Annotated in this window: 21 protein-coding genes; 2 read left to right on the top strand and 19 right to left on the bottom strand. The window is 40.1% G+C overall.

Annotation, left to right across the window (positions count from 1 at the left end; genetic code table 11):
* The first annotated feature begins 35 nt into the window (after window positions 1-35).
* The gene (alr, locus tag ABC361_RS05820; protein ID WP_413073122.1) at window positions 36-1,148 is read left to right on the top strand and encodes an alanine racemase; all 1,113 of its coding nucleotides are present in this window, start codon (window positions 36-38) and stop codon (window positions 1,146-1,148) included.
* A gap of 21 nt (window positions 1,149-1,169) precedes the next feature.
* Here alr and ABC361_RS05815 read toward each other — a convergent pair whose 3' ends face one another.
* The 12 genes from ABC361_RS05815 to gatC form a co-directional block, all read right to left on the bottom strand.
* Window positions 1,170-1,553 carry a hypothetical protein gene (locus ABC361_RS05815; protein ID WP_413073121.1) on the bottom strand — a complete coding sequence of 128 codons (384 nt, stop codon included), beginning with the start codon at window positions 1,551-1,553 and terminating at the stop codon, window positions 1,170-1,172.
* A 17-nt stretch (window positions 1,554-1,570) separates the two neighbouring features.
* Window positions 1,571-1,726: a hypothetical protein gene (locus tag ABC361_RS05810; protein WP_413073120.1), complete on the bottom strand. Its 156-nt coding sequence runs from the start codon at window positions 1,724-1,726 to the stop codon at window positions 1,571-1,573.
* Window positions 1,727-1,741: 15 nt separating this feature from the next.
* Window positions 1,742-2,305, bottom strand: a complete 564-nt coding sequence (locus tag ABC361_RS05805; protein ID WP_413073119.1) for a hypothetical protein — start codon at window positions 2,303-2,305, stop codon at window positions 1,742-1,744.
* A 36-nt stretch (window positions 2,306-2,341) separates the two neighbouring features.
* On the bottom strand, window positions 2,342-2,905 hold the full coding sequence (locus tag ABC361_RS05800; protein ID WP_413073118.1) for a hypothetical protein: 564 nt from the start codon (window positions 2,903-2,905) through the stop codon (window positions 2,342-2,344).
* A 198-nt stretch (window positions 2,906-3,103) separates the two neighbouring features.
* A complete protein-coding gene (locus ABC361_RS05795; RefSeq protein ID WP_413073117.1) occupies window positions 3,104-3,685 on the bottom strand; it encodes a hypothetical protein in 582 nt (193 codons plus the stop codon).
* 102 nt (window positions 3,686-3,787) lie between these two features.
* Window positions 3,788-4,066 (bottom strand): PTS sugar transporter subunit IIB, encoded by a 279-nt coding sequence (locus tag ABC361_RS05790; protein WP_413073116.1) that lies wholly within the window; start codon window positions 4,064-4,066, stop codon window positions 3,788-3,790.
* Window positions 4,063-4,545: a PTS sugar transporter subunit IIA gene (locus ABC361_RS05785; protein WP_413073115.1), complete on the bottom strand. Its 483-nt coding sequence runs from the start codon at window positions 4,543-4,545 to the stop codon at window positions 4,063-4,065. Before ABC361_RS05785 ends, ABC361_RS05790 begins: the two co-directional genes overlap by 4 nt.
* Before the next feature lie 6 nt (window positions 4,546-4,551).
* Complete coding sequence (locus ABC361_RS05780; protein ID WP_413073114.1) at window positions 4,552-5,325, bottom strand: DeoR/GlpR family DNA-binding transcription regulator; 774 nt, start codon at window positions 5,323-5,325, stop codon at window positions 4,552-4,554.
* 199 nt (window positions 5,326-5,524) lie between these two features.
* On the bottom strand, window positions 5,525-6,433 hold the full coding sequence (locus tag ABC361_RS05775; RefSeq protein ID WP_413073113.1) for a diacylglycerol kinase: 909 nt from the start codon (window positions 6,431-6,433) through the stop codon (window positions 5,525-5,527).
* A 199-nt stretch (window positions 6,434-6,632) separates the two neighbouring features.
* Complete coding sequence (gatB, locus tag ABC361_RS05770; protein WP_413073112.1) at window positions 6,633-8,063, bottom strand: Asp-tRNA(Asn)/Glu-tRNA(Gln) amidotransferase subunit GatB; 1,431 nt, start codon at window positions 8,061-8,063, stop codon at window positions 6,633-6,635.
* Between the two features lie 15 nt (window positions 8,064-8,078).
* Window positions 8,079-9,530 (bottom strand): Asp-tRNA(Asn)/Glu-tRNA(Gln) amidotransferase subunit GatA, encoded by a 1,452-nt coding sequence (gene gatA, locus ABC361_RS05765; protein ID WP_413073111.1) that lies wholly within the window; start codon window positions 9,528-9,530, stop codon window positions 8,079-8,081.
* 24 nt (window positions 9,531-9,554) lie between these two features.
* Window positions 9,555-9,842 carry an Asp-tRNA(Asn)/Glu-tRNA(Gln) amidotransferase subunit GatC gene (gatC, locus tag ABC361_RS05760; protein ID WP_413073110.1) on the bottom strand — a complete coding sequence of 96 codons (288 nt, stop codon included), beginning with the start codon at window positions 9,840-9,842 and terminating at the stop codon, window positions 9,555-9,557.
* 177 nt (window positions 9,843-10,019) lie between these two features.
* Here gatC and ABC361_RS05755 point away from each other — a divergent pair, with 177 nt between their 5' ends.
* Window positions 10,020-10,190: a hypothetical protein gene (locus tag ABC361_RS05755; protein WP_413073109.1), complete on the top strand. Its 171-nt coding sequence runs from the start codon at window positions 10,020-10,022 to the stop codon at window positions 10,188-10,190.
* Here ABC361_RS05755 and ABC361_RS05750 read toward each other — a convergent pair.
* The 7 genes from ABC361_RS05750 to pcrB form a co-directional block, all read right to left on the bottom strand.
* Window positions 10,187-10,699 (bottom strand): EutP/PduV family microcompartment system protein, encoded by a 513-nt coding sequence (locus tag ABC361_RS05750; protein WP_413073108.1) that lies wholly within the window; start codon window positions 10,697-10,699, stop codon window positions 10,187-10,189. The two genes, ABC361_RS05755 and ABC361_RS05750, sit on opposite strands and share 4 nt — an antisense overlap.
* Complete coding sequence (locus ABC361_RS05745) at window positions 10,696-11,157, bottom strand: DinB family protein (protein ID WP_413073107.1); 462 nt, start codon at window positions 11,155-11,157, stop codon at window positions 10,696-10,698. The genes ABC361_RS05750 and ABC361_RS05745 overlap by 4 nt, the downstream gene beginning before the upstream one ends.
* Window positions 11,158-11,167: 10 nt before the next feature.
* Window positions 11,168-11,731 carry a GNAT family N-acetyltransferase gene (locus ABC361_RS05740; protein WP_413073106.1) on the bottom strand — a complete coding sequence of 188 codons (564 nt, stop codon included), beginning with the start codon at window positions 11,729-11,731 and terminating at the stop codon, window positions 11,168-11,170.
* A 117-nt stretch (window positions 11,732-11,848) separates the two neighbouring features.
* Window positions 11,849-13,018 carry a CamS family sex pheromone protein gene (locus ABC361_RS05735; RefSeq protein ID WP_413073105.1) on the bottom strand — a complete coding sequence of 390 codons (1,170 nt, stop codon included), beginning with the start codon at window positions 13,016-13,018 and terminating at the stop codon, window positions 11,849-11,851.
* Between the two features lie 16 nt (window positions 13,019-13,034).
* Entirely contained in the window at window positions 13,035-15,050 is a 2,016-nt protein-coding gene (ligA, locus tag ABC361_RS05730; protein ID WP_413073104.1) for an NAD-dependent DNA ligase LigA, read from the bottom strand.
* Window positions 15,051-15,073: 23 nt separating this feature from the next.
* The gene (gene pcrA / locus ABC361_RS05725; protein ID WP_413073103.1) at window positions 15,074-17,311 is read right to left on the bottom strand and encodes a DNA helicase PcrA; all 2,238 of its coding nucleotides are present in this window, start codon (window positions 17,309-17,311) and stop codon (window positions 15,074-15,076) included.
* Complete coding sequence (gene pcrB, locus ABC361_RS05720; protein ID WP_413075726.1) at window positions 17,312-18,007, bottom strand: heptaprenylglyceryl phosphate synthase; 696 nt, start codon at window positions 18,005-18,007, stop codon at window positions 17,312-17,314.
* Window positions 18,008-18,118: the final 111 nt, after the last annotated feature.

Genomic DNA, 18,118 nt, shown 5'->3' with positions numbered 1-18,118 from the left:
GAGGGGCTTTCTTGTATACGAAAGGAAGATCGAGAATGAAACCATCAAGCTACCGTGACACCTACGCTGAAATCAATCTTGAAGCCATAGCGCACAACACACGAACATTTAAGCAAACACTATCTGAAGATTGTCAGTTTATGGCCGTTGTGAAAGGAAATGGCTACGGCCACGGTGCTGTTCCTGTCGCAAACAAGGCACTTGAAAACGGGGCAACGTATCTTGGTGTCGCCATCATTGATGAAGCATTTGAATTACGCGAAGCTGGAATTAAAGCACCCATACTCGTGCTTGGTTACACGCCACCTCAAGCGTTTCAACAAGCAATTCTTGAAGACATTACCATCACTTTATTTGACGAGCAGCTCGTTCAAGCGTTGGCAAAAACTGCGTCAGACATTCAGAAGCAAGTGAAGGTTCATGTCAAAATAGACACAGGAATGGGCCGAATTGGCATTCAAACGACAGCTGAACTCATTGATACGATCCAAGCCATTCAAGCACAGCCTTTTGTGGAAGTAGAAGGGATATTTACTCATTTTGCAGAAGCAGACAACTTAGAATCAACGTACACAGATGAGCAATTTCAACGGTTCCGCACGTCTATCGATGCGCTACAATCAGCAGGAATTACCATTCCGATTACTCATTGTTGCAATAGCGCTGGTACGCTTTATCATCCAGATAAACATATGGATATGGTGCGTGTTGGGATTAGTTTGTATGGTCTTAGACCAGATACTGCCCTTCAATTTCCGATCCCGCTTCAACAAGCAATGCGTTTATATGCTACAGTCGCATCTGTTCGGTCTGTAAAAAAAGGCGAGAGCATTAGCTACGGTCGCACGCACATGCTTCAGCAGGACCGAAACGTAGCGACGCTCGCGATTGGCTATGCTGATGGCTTGTCCCGTGCCCTATCTAATAAAGGATACGCGTTTTATGCCGATAAACAAGCTCCTATCCTCGGCCGCGTATGTATGGATCAAACAATGATTGACGTAACCGACATTGAAGGCGTTCAACGTGGCGACGTTGTAGAATTCCCAATCGATTATATGGCGGATATCACAAACACGATCAATTATGAAATCGTTTGTGCTTTAACAAAACGAATTCCTCGTTATTATATAGAAAACGCCCAATAATGGTTGGGCGTTTTTTCTACTTCATACGAAAAGAAACAGTCCGACGAACAAGATGACCCAAAACAAGGCAAGTACTAAGAAGGCTTTCAAACTTTTCCCTTTCAACTTAAAGCCGATAGGCTCCCCTTCTTCACCACGATCCATTTTTCTAGCCGTCACGATGTACACAATATTCCCAAACACGATAAGAGCAAAGAAAAAAAGTAGATACATACGAAGCTCATTTCTCATTAAAGCCATTGGTGGTTGATTAAACGGTGGTGTATGCTTGACGATGAGTATCAGCCCGATAAAAAGAAAAAAGATTAACAGCACAACCCTCGGCCATTCATGTTCTTCTTTCTCCGCTTTGTAAGCCATTAACTCCTTATGCCACTTCCAAAACGACCACTTTTTCTTTTGCACAAAAAATCCTAAAGTAGCTAGAAAATAAGGACAAAACCTAAGCTAAAGTTAATGGCATCGACATAAAGATTCGTTGATAAGAGCCATCCGGCTGAAAAAATTATTACAAAAAGAGCGCCGTTCAATAATACAAGTTCTCTAATTCGATATTGTTCCAACTTATCAAGAAGCATCTTACCCTCCTTCCATTAATTGAACGTTAGAAGCGCATAACCAACTGCAAAAATCACAATCCATGCACACACGATGGCAATGAAAATTTTTAATGAATCACCCTTAAATTCAAACCCTCTCTCTGTCTCAAAATTCCATGTATCAATCGTTCTTCCTTTTGAGATGACGCTAAAATTTATAAGAGGTACGAGAACGACAATACTAAGAATAAATGCACCATGAATGATTGTTTCATTCACGATGAACGAAGTCGTTGTCACCAAAAAGAGTAAAGCAGCTGCGCCTATTAAGAGAAAAACACCGTCGGTTCTCTGCTTGCTACCCCACGCCGCATCCCCATACTGTTTTCTTTCATGATTCATTAACGTCTGCTGCCATTGCACTGGCAAAAGAGGTTTTTTAACAGCGAAAACCTTCCATAACCCGGTAGCAGTATTCATTACCAGCCCTAGCCATAATAGCCATGACAATGGAAGATTTATTAGCGACATTAACATTAGTAATACAACTAAGATTGCTACATACATATTATTCCAAATCACTTCTTGTTGCCGTGCTTTGCGTATTTCTTCAGTCAAATCCAAATCATTCCTTTACATTCTTTATATACAACGTTAAAAAAGATAAAAGACCACTAACCAAAAGAGTGTCCAAAACAGAATAATACCAAAGAAAACAATAAGCGTCTTTCCTTTTAATTCAAACCCTTTTACGCTCTTGCCATAAAAGGAGTCCATCCATTTTGATCGGACGATATAGCCAGTATTGGCTGCGATGGAAATAAGAAGAAATTGCAAATTAAACGGTGTTTCTACTTCCGCTTGTGACAGTGTGCTTTCAGATTGAGTAAGAATATGAGAAACGATAAAGTTCCCTAACACAAGAATGACTATAATTAATAAAACACTTGCTATACGATTTCTCTTCCGCCAATCCTCATAGCCATAAAAATGGATCTCATGATCCCGTAACGTTCTCTTCCATTTAAATAGAGGCTTGGGGTATCCAGGCTTAACCACATTCATAATAGAAAAGATAAGTAAACTTGTTAGCAAAACCATAAAAACGATTTCTAAAAACCTAAAATAGAAACTAACGTACATTAAAAGGAATAAGCCCAAAATGAGTGCATTATTAAAGAGCCATTCAGCTCTACGTTCCTTACGTATATCTAGCAAGCAGACACCTCCTCCTTGGTCCTTATAACTAAACTATAACAAATTTTACCTGTTCATATGAAATGGATTTATAAAGAAAAGACCCTAGTTCGATTATGAATTTGTGCCTTTGAAAATTGGCGGAACGCGACAATTCCCTAAACGCTAAATTTTTTCAATTAACCCGAACAAAAAAAGAGCTTCTTCAGCTCTTGAATATTAGATAATAAACCAATCTACTATGGTTAAAAGACCACTGTAGGTTCCTAAATAGATGAAAACGATAATAATCGGAATGATCATAACAAGTAAAAGGGGGACTGTGGTATTTCCTCTCCCTAGCTGACGGTTGATTGATTGGAATTCTAGAAACATAACGACATTAACAAGAACAGCCCATAACATTGTAGAAAAGGGAAAAGAAAACACATAGATTATGCTTAGACGCGGTGAATCAACAAATAGAGGAAAACTATAGTACAATAAAGCGCTAATACCAATGATCGCCATCAATAATCCTTGAACCATAAGCCACTGCATCCATCTCCTGCCAAGCACTTGTACATTAAATTCGTGAAGCTTTTGAAGAAAGGGAAATAAATGGAGCACATGTTTTCGCTTTACAAGCGTCAACAAACCTGCACTGAGCAGCACCAAACTTCCTAAACAATAGATAAAAATAAAATAAGAGCCGTCTACAGAGGCTAAGCTTAGAACAGTAAGAACATACACCAAGTAAATACTTCCATTCATCAAAAGCCAATGGATTAAACTAAGCTTCTTCCTTTCTTTACTCATCATAAGCGACCTCCTTATCATTGAAATCGTTCACCATCTCTTCCTTATATATACGCTACAGCTTACAAAAAAGAGCCATTCTATTAGAAGAGCTCTTTAACCGTTTTATTTAGCTAAGAGAGAGAGAATTTCGTCACATGTCTTTTTCACATCTATACCAGATAAGAATGACAACCCATGAAGAGTAGGTACACCGTATGCATGATATGGATGTGTTGTTGTGATAATGAGGTCAGCTTGGTGTTGTTTTTCATCCACTTCACTAAGACGACATTCTGATATGACGGCACTAATGTTATGATCCTTTAAGAGGGTATCCACTTTTCGCGCTACAACCATCGAAGTAGCTAAGGCTCCGGAACAAGCAACGATAACAGTTTTCATTGTAACTCCTCCTCATGTTCTACTAAACACTTGCTTAACAATTGAATCGCTTCTTTTGATGACGAAAGCGAACAAATTGCTAATAGAAATGCATGGTCTTGTAATTTTATTAGTAACTGATAAACAGCTTCTTTTGCTAATCGTTCATTTTTTATTCCCAGCAAACAGACAATTGATACGGGTATACCTTTATTTGTCGCGCCCATTTGTTTAAAAGGGACTGGATTCGTTAAAGTCAGTACGCCAATTTTGCTCGTCGTAACATACGCGTCATGGATATGTGGAAGAGCTACGCCAATTGAATGAATCCGCAAAGCTGTTGGAGCTATTTGTTCCCTCGTTAGTAATTCGTCTGTATAACCAGCCTCTGCACATTGGAAAGTCTCCATACAGGAGCCAAGCTTCAAAATGATCTCTTCTTTGTCTTTATAGGTTTGATTTAAAAAGACAAATCGTTCATCAAATAAAGAGCTTGTCATCACCTTTTACACTTCACTTGTTGCGACAAACACGTTTTTGGTTTTTGTCTTAATCGTCTCAAGCATCGCTGGGTCTGCTTTCTCATCTGTAACTAACCATTCAATCTCTTCGGTCTTACTAATACGATTCATGTGCACCGTTCCGTATTTCGAGTAATCAACCATCATAATTTGCTTTTGTGAATGATTTAGCATTAATCGTGAAACCTCGGCTTCCCCTAGATGAATACTCGTATAACCGTGATCAGGATGTACGGCACCAGCACTAAAAAAGCCAATATCAACAAAGAGCTCATTCATTGTTCGTGTTGCAATTGGCCCAAATGTTGAGCGTTCGTTCCTTCTAACATGACCCCCGATCATAATTAATTCAAATTCAGATCCATCGACTACTTCATTGGCAATGGCTAAAGAATTTGTTACGATCGTCAGTTTTTTGTGGAGAAGAATGAGTTCTTGGGTAAGATAAAGAGCCGTCGTCCCATAGTCAATATAAACGATATCATTTTCTTCAACAAACGTAGCGGCTTTTCTGGCAATGGCTCGTTTTTCAGGTTCATTTACCGCTTTTCGACTAACATATTTGGTCTCAAAATTTGCTTTATTTAACACAGCTCCACCGTGAACTTTTCGAATAACATTCTTTTTTTCAAGGTCATATAAATCTTTACGAATTGTTTCTCTTGTCACTTGTAAACGTTCAATAAGGTCAGCAATTTTTACAGATTGATGCTCATATAATTGTTGCATAATCCGTTTTTGTCGTTCCTCAGCAAGCATCCAACCACTCCCTTCGCCTTAACTATAATTCATAAAAGCAAAAAAAGCAAACATATTAATTATCTTTTCTTTGCATTTATATCAATTAATTGTGTTAATAGAATCAAAAGCAAAAAAAAAGCAACACTTATTGCAAAAAAAAGAGATGAGACATGCCCTCGCATTTGACTCAATCTCACATTGCTTATTCCATTTTCATCTATCGACGTTTGCGATTTTTTGGCATTAGCAAGTTAAAATGATGATACATATTCACAAACTCCGCAGGAAGTACGCCACCGCGTTCACCATCAAGGTTTAGCTGCATTTCATGATCTTCAAGTAATTCAACCTTAATTCGATTCGCTTTTACATACAAAAGCTTTGAATGATTAATATGCTCACCTCTTAACGCGAGAGAAGCTAAATGAACAAACTCCGGGAACGATGTCTTTTTCACGACGAGAAAATCAAACATGCCATCCTGTAATGATGCACTCGGCGCCAATTTTTCAAATCCACCAACGGAATTTGTGTTTGCCACCAAAAACATCATAATCTCGCCTTCAAAAAGTTTGCCATCGTATTCAATGCGTACGGCTGTTGGCTTTACTTGTGGGAGCTTTTCAATACCTTTTATGTAGTAAGCCATTTGACCGACCATCGTTTTTAATTTTGCCGGCACTTCATACGTTAATTCTGTTAGTGTCCCCGCTGCTGCAATGTTCGTAAAGTACTTATTATTCATCCGCCCAATATCAATGGGCTCGTGATGACCGTTACAAATCACGTCCATAGCTTGTTCAATATCCCGAGAAATCTCAAGCGCTCGGGCAAAATCATTTGTTGTACCAGCTGGAATGATGCCGAGCATCGGTCGTTGTTGTAAATCAGCAAGACCATTTACTACTTCAAAGATTGTTCCATCGCCACCAGCAGCAATCACTAAATCAAACCCACGCTCACCTGCTTGTTTTGCTGCGCGTGTCGCACAACCTTCTTCAGGTGTAGTAGCGTGAGTCGATGCCTCGTACCCGGCGTGCTCAAGTCGATTTAGTATGTATGCCAAATTCTTTTTTAATTGCTCTCTGCCAGAGCTCGGATTATAAATTAATCGTGCTCGTTTCATTGCAATCCCTACTTTTCCATATCACTTTATCTCATCTTCATTGTACTTTATTTTCTGTACAGCACGTATGCAAGAATGACTGAAAAGATGTAAAAACAAGTAAACATCTTCCTTATTTTCCCCTAATGGTTCATAGGATAAACGTATTCGTTATAAAAAACAAGAGAACGCGTGCGCTCTCTTGTTTTCAAAGCGTTTTTTATCGCTTATCCATTTCTTCAATCAATAATTTATTTACCATTGGTGGATTGGCTTTTCCTTTTGACGCCTTCATAATTTGACCGACAAGGAAACCAAGTGCACGGTCTTTTCCATTTTTGTAATCAACAATGGACTGTTCATTTGCATCAAGGACATCGGTTACCATTTTTCTAAGTTCACTTTCGTCAGAAATTTGCACAAGCCCTTTATCTTTCACAATTTGTTCTGCATCGCCACCGTTTTCAATTAGTTCCTTAAAAACTTTCTTAGCAATTTTAGAAGAAATCGTGCCTTCAGAGATTAATTTAATCATTCCTGCAAGACCTGCTGGTGTTAACGCAACATCATTTAGCTCTTTTTGCTCTGAATTGAGATAAGCCAAAACGTCTCCCATTAGATAGTTCGAAGTAGGCTTCGCATCTGCACCTTGTTTTAATGTCTCTTCAAAGAAATCGGACATTTCTTTTGTAAGTGTTAAAACGTGGGCGTCGTAAGCTGGTAAACCAAGATCTCTTACATAACGTTCTTTTCGAGCATCTGGTAGCTCAGGAATTTCTGCACGCACACGTTCTTTCCACGTTTCATCAATATACAAGTTAAGTAAATCCGGTTCTGGGAAGTAACGATAGTCGTCTGAGCCTTCCTTTACACGCATAAGAATCGTCTTATTTCCAGCTTCATCAAAGCGTCTTGTCTCTTGTTCAATTATGCCACCAGATAACAACACTTGCTCTTGACGCTTCTCTTCGTACTCTAAACCTTTACGAACAAAGTTAAACGAGTTTAAGTTTTTTAGTTCTGCTTTCGTTCCGAATTCTTCTTGCCCAATCGGACGAAGAGAGATGTTCGCGTCACATCGTAAGGAACCTTCTTCCATTTTGCAATCAGAGACGCCTGTATATTGAATAATCGCTTTTAGTTTTTCCAAATATGCGTAAGCTTCTTCAGGCGTACGAATATCGGGCTCAGAAACGATCTCCACAAGCGGAGTACCTTGACGATTAAAGTCTACAAGAGAATAACCGTCTTCTCCGTGGGTCAGCTTACCTGCATCCTCTTCCATATGAAGACGAGTGATGCCAATTTTTTTCTTTTTGCCATCTACTTCGATTTCAATCCAACCATTTTCTCCAATAGGCTTGTCGAACTGAGAGATCTGATACGCTTTTGGATTATCTGGGTAAAAATAGTTTTTTCGATCGAACTTTGTATTCGTAGCAATATCACAGTTTAGTGCCAACGCTGCTTTCATAGCGAAATCAACGGCACGTTCGTTTAATACTGGTAAAACGCCTGGATAACCTAAGTCAATAACGCTTGTATTTGTATTTGGATCAGCACCGAAGTGGTTAGGGCTCGGAGAGAAAATTTTAGAGTCAGTCTTCAATTCAACGTGCACTTCTAATCCAATAATTGTTTCAAAATTCATCACGATTTCCCTCCCTTACAATGCTGGTTTTTCTTTAGAAAATGTTGTTGCTTTTTCATAAGCATCTGCAACCCGATAAATAGTTGCTTCATCAAAATGTTTTCCGATGATCTGTAGGCCAAGTGGTAATCCATTTTTGAATCCACAAGGAACCGATAGAGCTGGCACCCCAGATAGGTTCACTGGAATCGTGAGAATATCATTCGCATACATCGTCATCGGATCATCTAATTGATCACCAATTTTAAATGCTGGTGTTGGTGTAGTTGGTCCAATCACAACATCATAAGAAGCAAACACATCATCAAAATCTTTCTTGATAAGCGTTCGAACTTGCTGTGCTTTTTTGTAATACGCATCATAGTAACCAGAGCTTAGGGCAAATGTTCCTAGCATGATACGACGTTTCACTTCATCACCAAAGCCTTCAGAACGGGTTTTCTTATAAAGATCGAGTAAATCTTTTGCTCCTTCTGCTCGGTAACCATAGCGAACACCGTCAAAACGTGCAAGGTTAGCCGATGCCTCAGAGGATGCAATGACATAATAAGCAGCAAGGGCATACTTCGAGTGTGGAAGCGACACTTCTTCCCATACCGCACCTTGTTTTTCTAGAACAGCAAGTGCATCGAGCACCGATTGGCGAACTTCTGGATCGACACCTTCACCTAAGTACTCTGAAGGCACCGCGATACGTAATCCCTTTATTTCTCCAGTCAATGATTCCCGGAAAGGTGGAACCGGTAATTGCGCTGACGTGGAATCTGATGGGCAATGACCAGCAATCGCTTCAAACAGATACGCATTGTCTTCAACAGAACGGGTTATCGGTCCAATTTGATCTAAGGACGAAGCAAATGCCACGAGTCCAAAACGGGAAACTCGTCCATATGTAGGTTTTAAGCCAACAACGCCACAATAAGCAGCCGGTTGACGAATGGAACCACCAGTATCTGAACCTAAAGAGAATGGTACTTCTCCAGCAGCAACAGCCGCAGCCGAACCACCACTAGAACCTCCAGGTACATAGTCTGTATTCCATGGATTCGTCGTCGTTTGGAATGCAGAGTTTTCATTTGATGAACCCATGGCAAATTCATCCATGTTAATTTTTCCAATTGTAACCGTCTCTGCCGCTCTTAATTTATTCATAACTGTAGCGTCATAAATTGGGCTAAAGTTTTCTAAAATCTTACTTGAGCATGTTGTACGAAGATCCTTAGTGACAATATTATCTTTAATCCCAATTGGCATTCCGAATAAGACATCTTTCGCAGATGCATCTACTTCATCTAATTGCTTCGCTAAAGTGCGTGCTCGTTCTTCATCGAGCGTTAAAAACGCCTTTACTTTATGATCCACCTCACCGATACGTTTGTAAGACGCGTCAACAAGATCGCTAACATTGATTTCTTTTGCTGCGAGCTTTTGGTGTAGCTCTTTTATTGAATGGTCAAATAATGACATGCTTGTCCTCCTCGTAAACAACCATTAAAATACAGATGGAACACGAATTTGTCCGCCTTCGTGATCGGGTGCATTTTTTAACACTTTTTCTACTTTCAACCCTTCAACAGGTTTATCTTCGCGCATCACATTTTGCATCGTTAATACGTGGGTCGTTGGAATGACACCTTCCGTATTTACCTCATTTAATTGTTCTGCAGACGTAATAATTTCTTCTAGCTGTCCACGAAAACGCTCCGCTTCTTCATCCGTAATAGAAAGACGAGCGAGATGAGCGACGTGCTTTACTTGATCCTGTGAAATTCTTGACATTGTTGCACCTCCAGTACGTTTGACAATATCACTAATGATACCAAATTCACTCCACGCAAGCAACAAACCACCTTTCTGCTCGAATCAATTACAAAGAAAGATGGTAGAAAAAATAGATATCTTTTTGCATGAATATTTGAGATACTTTTTTTATAAAACCTTAAAGGGGACTAAACCATGTATCGATTAGAGCGAACATCAAACGGTGTCGTCACGATTCTCCTAAAATCTAGCAGTCAACAGCCTCTCATTTTTGACTCCTATGAAACAGCAAAAGCGTTTGCCTCTAAGATGAATTCACATCTACTTAAGAACTCATCACGTTGGGAAGTCATGCCATATCATTAATCATGTTGGTCAAATCTCTTCTTCCAATCTTCAAGGGTAACTCGTGTGTTTACCTGAATGACCTTTTCGCGATAGGGCACAAGCAAGTCGTTGATTTTCTCTCGATCTGTTTGTTCATAGTGGCGATTCCAGCGGTACATGTTCCTTAATAGTGCTAGATTGGGCTTGTAGTTTGCTTTCTCCATGTGTAGAACTTGCTTTATATATCGAATTGAAATCGCCTTGACCCGAGTATGATAAGATAAATCTAACCAAATAATTGTCTCCGCTTTACCTAGACTAGCTTCAACAAAGCGATGCACCCCTTCCATAATCCACTCATCTTGATGCACCACTTGTTGAAACAGTTGATCTCTAGCTTCTTTCGTTCGCCTGCGATCCCCTAATTTATTTCGTTCCCAGACAATATTATCGACTTCGTAGTATGGCAAATTATAAGCACTTCCTAATTGACGAGCTAATGTTGTTTTCCCACATCCTACTGGGCCGATAATATGAATTCGTTTCACGCTTCAAGCCCTCTTCCAATGACATTTGCAGAAATTGGCTCTAGTTGAAGTGCACGTGCCCATACAGACAGCTGCCCAATATGATGAATTTCATGAGCAACGAGATGCCGCATCACAATGCCCCACGTATCATAAGGAGGTTGACCTTCTTTATATACATCATTCTCATAAGATGGTTGCCATCTATCAACAAAATACTCTACTTCTTTGTGGTAGGAACAATTTAGCTTTCGTAAATCTGCTAGTGATTGAATAGATGAAAAAGGAAGCTCCTGATCACTTTTTCCTTGTAACCTTCTAATCCAGCTCCACTCTACGTCAATAATATGATGGAGTGTTTTAGCGATACTTCCAACCCCTCCTACTCGTTCTTCAAATAGCGCTTGATGAGTTAATTGCTCACACCAATCAAACCACTGCTGCCGCACCTGCCAGTTATAACGAAAAAATATTTGCATCGAACTCCCCCTATTTTTTTGTTTTGGCATAAATTGCTGTATCCGTTAATATCGTCCCATCCACGGACCACTCGTCATGTTTCAAAATTCCTTCAAGCTGAAATCCTGCTCGTTCAGCAACTAAACTACTTTTCAAATTCATTGGGTCACAGCGGATATACACTCTTTTTGCTTTTATGTGCTCAAATGCATAACCTGCAATCCCATTTACGGCTTCTGTTATGTACCCTTGTCCACTTTTTCGTGAATCAATCCAATAACCGATTTCGCATTTCGGTACAGCCCAATCTAATTGGTGCAAACCCGAAGCACCAACAAATTCTCCGCTACTTTTCTCAAAAAGAAGCAACCGAATATCTTCCCGTAATAAAAATTTTGCGTAAGACTCTCGTAAATCTTGTTCAACCTCTTCTACCGTTCTTTCTTTACGAGCAAACGGAAGCCACGCTTTTAGTTCTTGTCTTGAAGCTTCAACTGCTTGATGTACGAATTCGCCATCTCCAAACCGTGGAACGCGTATTTGCAGTCTTGCAGTTTCAAATTGTTCCGGTAAATCTACCAATATCGGATTCATCTGCACTCCTCCAAGATATAGAAATTCATAATTTATCCTATTATGACATTCATTCAGTTAATAGAAATATTCTGATTATATCCTGTAAAACAAAAGCCAGATGAAACTGGCTTTTGTCTAATCGGTTATATAAATAAATGGATCTGCATCTGGGTGATGGGAGACAATCCCTTCAATCACACCTGACATCGAAGCAATTTCTATGTCCACAGGCACATCTTCAAAATATTCTTCTGCTTTTGAAGCAGCATACTGAGTTAATGCGACAACCTCAGCTTGCCCTTTATATTGAATATTGATATCGACCACAACTTTCGCTAACTGATTGTCTTCATAGCGAGCTCGTCCAACAACCCCAACATGATTTTCAAAAAAATCTTGGATGTCTGATTGAAATTGTGAAAACCGATCGGCATCGTATTGATGTTCGTTATTTGCTTCAGAAGAAGGAAAATGAACATGTTTTTGATCAATGTCTGACCAATTTCCACCTTGTCCAGGTTCAAAAACACCCTTCATAAAGAAATGACCAGCATTTAATTCATTGCTCGGTTTATCGCTGAACAATGCTACAATTATCGGTACATCGCTTAAGTCTTCATCAAGCGCACTTGCGCCATTACGAATTCGTTCCACGATTTGTTCAGCAGCATCTACACCGATCGACTCTTGTTGATTGGCAGATATCTCTTGAGAGGCTGGATTGCCTTCATACGTAAAGGAATAAACGCTGTTTAACGCTAACCCAATGACAATTCCCTCTGTCTCATACGTACCATTATCACTCGCCTGCATGTAGTTATGCTCTAAAATGTTCCGTAGGACAATCGGATTGTCTTTTCTCGCATCAATGGACTCTTGTAACTCTGCATCGTCGTCATTAATTCCTAAAGCTGGATTAAAACCATCAGGATTCTGTTCTTCGTCGTAACGATTAATCCAGCTCCCTACCGTTCCTCTTGTTAAGTGTTGCCCTTCTTGAAAATAGTAGGATTCAGGATCAAACGTATCCTTTGCTACTTCTTCTAACCCTAATTCAAACCAATCTAAATTGCTTCGATTCATGCCAGTGTCAACACCGTACCCTCTAGTCTCTCCATGAAGATAGGTTCCATCTTTTAATACACTTGAATAATGATTTTCTTCAGAAGGAACAGAAGGTATCACGCTAAGAGACTCATCCGTTATCTCAACTTCTGGCGTTTCTTCTGACTCATCATTCCCTCCAAATAGATTACACCCTGCTAACAACATGGTGCTTAGCCCAATGATCCCCCAACGTTTCATTGAACGTACCCCTCTCTCAATCTAAATCTTCCATCGTCTGAACAAACTGCTCTTCTGTCCAAATATCAATGCCAAGACTCTCCGCCTTTTTCTGCTTGGAGCCAGCATCTTCACCTGCAATAACTAAGTCTGTTTTTTTACTAACACTTCCCGTAACCGTTCCACCGAGTGCTTCAATCTTCTCTTGTGCTTCTTTACGATTCCAATGATGGAGTTTTCCTGTTAATACGACCGTCTTTCCGGCAAATGGAGAATCCACATTTACATCGTTTCCAGCAGGCTTAACACCCGTATAATGCATGTTTACGTTCGCTTTTTCCAGCTTCCCTAAAAGCTCATCAACTTCTGGCTTTTCAAAATAGGATGCGATTGAATCAGCCATTTTTTCACCAATCTCATTCACATTTATTAATTCTTCAGCTGAAGCTTGGCGCAACTTGTCCATTGTATCAAATTCGATTGCCAATGTCTTTGCGGCTTTTGCCCCAACAAAACGAATGCCTAAACCGAATAACAAGCGCTCAAGAGAGTTTTCCTTTGATGTATGGATCGCATCAAGCAAATTGTCGACGGACTTTTCACCCATGCGTTCTAATTCGAGCAGTTCATTCCGGTCCAATGTGTATAAATCAGCAACATCTGCTATTAATTCATGGCTAAACAGCTGACTAATGACTTTTTCACCTAATCCATCAATATTCATGGCGTTACGCGAGACAAAATGAATTAATCCCTCACGAATCTGCGCTGGGCATTGCGGATTCAAACAGCGAAGCGCCACTTCTCCCTCAATTCGATCGAGCTTACTTGAACACTCAGGGCACTCTGTAGGCATATGAAAATCAATTTCGTCACCGGTTCGTTTTTCAGTCAGAACACCAACAACTTCAGGAATAATATCGCCTGCTTTTTTCACAATGACGGTATCACCTAACTTCACATCTTTTTCTCGAATTAAGTCTTCATTGTGTAGAGATGCGCGCTTTACTGTTGTTCCTGCTACAACAACAGGCTCAAGAATTGCGGTTGGTGTGACTACACCCGTACGACCTACATTTAGTTCTATGTCGTGTAAAGTTGTCACCACTTCTTCAGCAGGAAATTTAAATGCCGTCGCCCAACGTGGACTTTTTGCTGTAAACCCTAGTGTATCGTGCTGTTCTAGGCTGTTTACTTTAATGACGATCCCATCTATTTCATAAGGAAGCTCATGACGGTTTTCGACCCATTTTTCGGTAAATGAAATGACTTCGTCGATCGTTTGACATGTTGTGGCTTCCTTACTTACTTTAAAACCCAGTTCATCTAAAAAAGATAGGCCTTGGTAATGGGTCGTAATCGTTTTCCCACTTAATTCACCAATTGAATAAGCGAACATTGCTAGGTTTCGTTTCGCAGCGATTTTTGGATCAAGCTGTCTTAATGAACCAGCAGCGGCATTTCGCGGATTAGCAAACTTTTCCTCACCCACTTCTTCTCGCGCTTCATTTAGCTTTTCAAATGATTGTTTCGGCATATATGCCTCTCCACGAACTTCAATTGAAACAGGCTTTTTTAGTCGAAGTGGAATCGAAGGAACAGTGCGGAGGTTACCGGTAATCTCTTCACCTGTTGTTCCGTCCCCTCTCGTTGCGCCACGGACAAACAGCCCGTTTTCATACGTTAAAGAAACGGCTAGTCCATCAAACTTTAATTCGCACACATAAGAAACATCATCACCGACTGCCTGACGTACGCGTCGATCAAAACTTCTCAAATCGTCAGCTGAGAAGGCATTAGACAAGCTCATCATCGGAACACGATGGGCAACTTTTTTAAATGCCGAAGCAGGAGCTCCACCAATACGCATGGTTGGAGAATCATCTGATGCGAGTTCAGGAAATTGTTCTTCGAGTTCGACAAGGTCCTGAAGTAATCGATCGTATTCTGCATCCGGTACCTTCGGTTGATCAAGGACGTAATAATGGTACCCATAATCCTCTAACTGCTGTTTCAATTCATTGATCTTGTCCTCAGCTTGTTGCTTGTCCATTCATGTATCTCCTTTACCTTATCTTAGACTTTAGAAATAGGAGCAAATTTCGCAAACAGTCGTTTAATACCTGTTGGTGGCGTAAATGCAATATCGAGCTCAACTGAATCGCCTTCCCCTTTTATACTAACAACTGTCCCGACGCCCCATTTTTTGTGCGATGCTTTGTCGCCAACTGACCATTCAAAGCCTTCTCCGCCTGTGTTCGTCATTCTCGATGACATTGGGCTTGTACTCGTTCGTTTTGCAGCTAAAGAAGCCGCACTACCCGCTGACGATGCTCTTTGCGAGCCCCAAGCAGGTACACCATGCTCAATCGCACAATCATCTGGGATTTCGGCAATAAAACGCGATGGAGCATTTGTATTCGTTCTTCCATATAACGTTCGCATCTTTGCACTTGTTAAATACAATTCTTTTTCGGCTCTTGTAATGCCTACGTATGCTAATCGTCGTTCTTCTTCCATTTCATCATCATCAAATAATGAGCGATTATGTGGAAAAATACCTTCTTCCATTCCAATTAAAAAGACATAAGGAAATTCTAATCCTTTTGCAGAATGAAGGGTCATTAGCGTAATCGCATCCTTTGGTGCTTCTGCTTGATCGTCATCAAGTTGATCAATGTCGGCAACAAGAGCAAGATCTGTGAGAAACGAGACTAAATCTTTTTCTTCACTTCTTTTTTCAAACTCTTGTGTAACCGATATAAATTCATCAATATTTTCTAGTCGAGACTGGGCTTCAATGGATTGCTCCGCTTTTAACATTTCACGATAGCCAACTTTTTCTAGCAGTTCCTCAACTAATTCCGTCACGGATAAATAATCTTGCTGTTGAACCCAGTTACTTACTTGATCACGGAATTCCACAAGCTTTGTTTTTGCTCTTGCCGTTACCCCGATATGGTCGATTTCTGATAGTGCTCGATACATAGAAAGACCGTTTTGCGTTGCATAAGCAGCAATTTTATCTACTGTTGTTGCGCCAATCCCGCGTTTGGGAACATTGACGATTCGAGCTAAACTAATGTCATCTTCAGGATTAGACACGAGGCGCAAGTAAGCAAGAACATCTTTAATTTCTTTTCGATCATAGAACTTTGTTCCACCAACGATATTATATTCCAAATTAGATTTCACGAAAAATTCCTCAATAATACGGGATTGTGCATTTGTTCGATACAAAACCGCCACATCAGAATAAGAGAAACTTGAGTCCTTTGCTGCTGTCTCTTTAATTTTTTCAACAACAAACTGCGCTTCTGCATGCTCTGACGCCGCTTCGTATACAGCAATTTTTTCGCCTTGATCATTTTCCGTCCATAGATTTTTAGGTTTACGGTTGCCGTTATTGCCAATAACTTGATTCGCAGCCTGTAAGATCGTCTTTGTTGACCGATAGTTTTGCTCAAGCATAATTACGGTTGCATCAGGGTAATCTTTTTCAAACGAGAGGATATTTTGGATATCTGCGCCACGCCATTTGTAAATAGACTGATCTGAATCTCCTACTACACAAATGTTTTGAAGACGATCTCCCATCAACTTAATCAATTTATATTGCGCTTTGTTCGTGTCTTGATACTCATCGACATGAATGTATTGGAATTTACGCTGGTAAAATTCGAGGACTTCCGGCACATCACTAAATAATTCAATTGTCTTCATAATTAAATCATCAAAGTCTAACGCATTGTTTACTTTTAACCGTTTTTCAAATTCCATGTATACGTCGGCTGCGACTTGATCAAACATTCCTTCAGCCGTCTTCGCAAATGCCTTTGCTGACTTCAATTCGTTTTTGGCGCTTGAAATAATGCCAAGAATGGCTTTTGGATCAAACTTTTTCGAATCAATGTTTTGTGCTTTCAAGATTTGTTTAATTACAGATAACTGATCACCTGAATCAAGAATTGAAAAATTTCGACTGTACCCTATACGATCAATATCTCGACGTAAGATACGCACACACATAGAGTGGAACGTTGATATCCAGATATCTTCAGCGATTGGTCCGACTAACTGAGCAACTCTGTCTTTCATTTCTCGAGCGGCTTTGTTTGTAAATGTGAGTGCAAGAACGGCCCAAGGAGGCGTTTGATTGTGCCGTAATAAATAACTAATACGGTGGGTCAACACTCGGGTTTTTCCACTCCCAGCTCCTGCCATAAGTAAGAGTGGACCATCTGTATGAACAACCGCTTTTCGCTGTTCCGGATTTAATCCTTCTAACATTCGTTCAATAATCGTGTCTTGCATCTATGACGCACCACCTTTTACTGCTTCTACTGTTTTCAATGCTTCTTTAAAATGAGTATATATGGCATTCCCAATGACTACCACGTCTGCATAGGTTGCGTATTCTTTTGCCTCTTGAGCCGTTTGAATCCCACCACCATAAATAAGTTTCGTGGAAGATAAGACCCTGTTCACTTCTTTTACCACATCAAGCGGACCTTTTGTCCCGCTGTACTCTAAATAAAAGAAAGGTAAGTGTAACATCTTTTCAGCCAATCTTGCATAGGCACTTATATCATCAATCGACAGCGATGTTTTTGCGTTTGTAAGCTCGGCCACTTTTGCTTCCGCATTTAATACGCAATACCCTTCAGGAATAAAGGTGTCCCAGTCTATAAGTTCTCCATATTCTTTCATCGCTTGATGATGCTGCCCAACTACCCATTCTGTCTGTTGACTGTTTAACACCGTTGGAATGAGGTAATAATCAAAGCCCGGTGTAATCGATTCAAGGTTTGACACTTCAAGAGCCACTGTAATGGGAAAGCGCCTAATTTGTACTAAGAGCGCTAATGTATTATCTAACGTCACACCATCTGTTCCACCAATAATAACCGCATCAGTCCCTGATTCACATAAACGTTCCAGTTCCTCAGCAGTTAAATCTTTATTTGGATCAATCTTAAATACATGCGACCATTCATTTATATTTTTCATCATCGTTGCTTACGTGTGCCTCCCTTTAACGAGCACGAATACGCACGTTCGTTCTGCAAATTATTATAACAAAGTTCGCCACACATGTCGTGTATCCTTTGCGTGAAATTA

Source organism: Shouchella phoenicis, assembly GCF_047238345.1.
Classification (GTDB): Bacteria; Bacillota; Bacilli; order Bacillales; family Bacillaceae_D; genus Shouchella.
The sequence above is the reverse complement of the archived record's forward strand: the minus strand, read 5'-3'. Positions and strand labels throughout refer to the sequence as shown.